Source organism: Mycobacterium intermedium, assembly GCF_002086275.1.
Taxonomy (GTDB): domain Bacteria; phylum Actinomycetota; class Actinomycetes; order Mycobacteriales; family Mycobacteriaceae; genus Mycobacterium; species Mycobacterium intermedium.
In genome coordinates this window covers 1-2,480 of the sequence record NZ_MVHT01000201.1, presented here as the reverse complement: position 1 = coordinate 2,480, position 2,480 = coordinate 1, and the positions used below count along the sequence as shown (strand labels likewise).

At 59.8% G+C, this 2,480-nt stretch carries 3 protein-coding genes; 1 reads left to right on the top strand and 2 read right to left on the bottom strand.

The annotated features are described in order from the left end of the window. Window positions 1-215: WXG100 family type VII secretion target (locus BST27_RS30070; RefSeq protein ID WP_083148807.1), on the bottom strand; the 215-nt coding region annotated here is incomplete at its 3' end. A gap of 132 nt (window positions 216-347) precedes the next feature. Next, the gene (locus BST27_RS30065) at window positions 348-680 is read right to left on the bottom strand and encodes a hypothetical protein (RefSeq protein ID WP_079220320.1); all 333 of its coding nucleotides are present in this window, start codon (window positions 678-680) and stop codon (window positions 348-350) included. Window positions 681-2,006: 1,326 nt separating this feature from the next. On the opposite strand from BST27_RS30065, the gene BST27_RS30060 reads away from it, so the two are divergent. Then, window positions 2,007-2,429, top strand: coding sequence for a GAP family protein (locus tag BST27_RS30060; protein WP_170062402.1), 423 nt, complete (start codon window positions 2,007-2,009; stop codon window positions 2,427-2,429). The last annotated feature ends 51 nt before the right edge of the window (window positions 2,430-2,480 follow it).

Genomic DNA, 2,480 nt, shown 5'->3' with positions numbered 1-2,480 from the left:
TGCAGCATGTTCACAATGTTGCGGAACGCCGTGTTCATCTGGCCCATGGTGTCCAACGAGGTGGCCGAGGCCAGACCACTCCAGCCGGCACCCGAGATGTTCTGCGAGGAAGCCCACATGCGACGGGCCTCGTCCTCAACGATCTGGGCGTGGGTCTCGAAACGGCCCGCCATGTCCCGCATAGCGTGCGGGTCGGTCATAAAACGCGCGGTCATTGCTTTCTCCTTGTTTGGTGGATCTCTTACTTGGGTTTACTCATGCAGATTGACTGTGTGTGACCGCCGCCCAGCGAGGGAATCCGAAGTTGCGCGATCACTCGCAAAGACGGCGGTCCTCCCCTCTCTCTGCTAACCGGCCGCCGGGGAATGCGGTACCACGTTGTTGTTGCGTGGCATCTCAAACCGAGGTTCTGCGTTCTCGGCTTGCCATTCTCGCCACGCTGCCCATTCGTCCCACAGCTCTTCCTCGGCCTTTGCGACAGCACCCTCGGTGTCTACCGCACCCGGCACGAGTTCGGGCTCGGCGCCATCCTTGGCGTCCTTCGCCCAGTGGTCGTAGTCGTCCGGCGGAACGGCCACGCCCCAGCTGAGTGGAACTGACAACCCGCCGAGCATCCCCGACTCACCCCGCTTTGCAGCCACCGCGTCCGGCGGCAAGGGCGGACCAAGAGGCAGAAGCACGTTGTCCCCTTCCAGTACCGATCTTTCATTCACCACACCCAATGGCAACGAGCACCACCGAGCACTTGGCATCTTAAAGCAATATCGGGGACTCTATCTCTAATTTTGAGATTTCGCTTCCTCCGCAACTCTGAAATTATTCGGCGGCTACCTATCGTCGGCCAACCACAGACAATCTCGTATTAGCTACAGGGCCCTAACGTCCGCTCCCATCGGCTGCTGTAGTCAGTTGAAATACGTTGTGGTGCAAGGGATTACCTGTATCAATCGATGACTGCAGCGGAGCATGATGGAGATAGCTGCTCCCGCTTGGCGGACCGCCCAGCTACCTAGATTTCGACACTCACCAACTGTCCAGATAAGGCACGAAATGTGGAATCCGTTGTTTCCAAATCCGAATACCACTTAGGCATACGCCCGCCACCATCTGCACCGAGTGGACAGGGCCAGGTTCAAGCGCCGGGGGAGGCACCCGCCGCCGGCCGCCCGGCACGGCGACTGCCGATCGCAGCGTTCCCTGCGACTCCTCAAACCTCCCCTAGGCAGACCAGCGGCGCGCGGCTACGCGAGGGCGAGGCGGCCCCGACGTAAGCTTTCTCGATTATCGGACCCGCCAAAGACATAAAAGCCCCGGCGGTGCTGGCGGCAGCGGCCTTGGCAAAAAATTGCCGACGGGTCTTTCGTCGACAGGATGTTCGCCTCCCACACGCCCCCCCTTGCGGGCCATCTGCAGCAATTCCAGATCACGGTATGGTCGCCTGGTCGGTTTGCTACGGACCACCGACCAGCGTGTCGCGCGGGTATAGCACCGCAATCTGCCATTTGTGAAGCGTGCCAACCGAAAAGTGGTTTGATCCCAAAACTTGGCACAATTGCGCACGTAAAGAGCCCGGCGCGGCTGCTTGTGGCGCGAAAATGCATTTAATACTCCCTAGCCCGCCACGCCGAATTCGGTTGGGTACGCGCCCGCCGACTCCGCTATGCGCGGGTTTGCTTTTCCTGGTTTGGCGGCGGCCATGCACACGTCACCCGCTGCGGGACGCGGTCAATCGGTCGTGCTAAAAGCAACGCCACGAAAATTTACGTATTTCTATATACCTGATCGAACCTCATAGAGCCATTTCCCGAAACGGGTTGCGCGCCAGGGTCCGGTGCATATTGCCAGGTCAACACCCCCGCTGCGGTATTGCGGACATGCCAATCGACGCCAAACGTCTTAGTTGGCCGCCACAAAAACACCGATTTCCTAGCGACCAGTATGATATTGACAATTTGATGTTCTTTGCGTCTTCCGCGCCGAGCTCGGCGGTTGTACCGTCCGTTGCCATGTGGGTCACCATAATGGCGTTAGCGCTATTAGCAACGGCTGATCCGGTGCGGATCGGAGTCAGCGTCGTGTTGTCGTCCCCGCCCCATGCCGTCCGTCAATTGCCCGCGTTTTGGTTGGGCGGAATCGCAATGTGCGTTGTCATTGCCGCGGGTGCGCTGTACGGGATGCATGACTCCGCGCTCTCCGTCATGCGCTGGGCGGCAGTTGGCACGGCGAGTTCCACCGGAGGGCGCATCCAGATCGCGATGGGCGTACTGGCGTTGCTGGTCGCCGGACTTGCGGTGGGCCTGTCACCGCGTCGACGAGAACGAATGGGCTTGCCGGAGCCCAGCGCGCCCGCAGTGCAGACGTTCACCTCGAATACGGCGGGAAGCGTCTCCGCTCGCGCTCTAACCCGGATTTTTCGTGAAACGTTGTGAGTTTCGGGGTGTAGATATGCGAAAGTGCCTGTCCTGCAAGGAATAATTGGA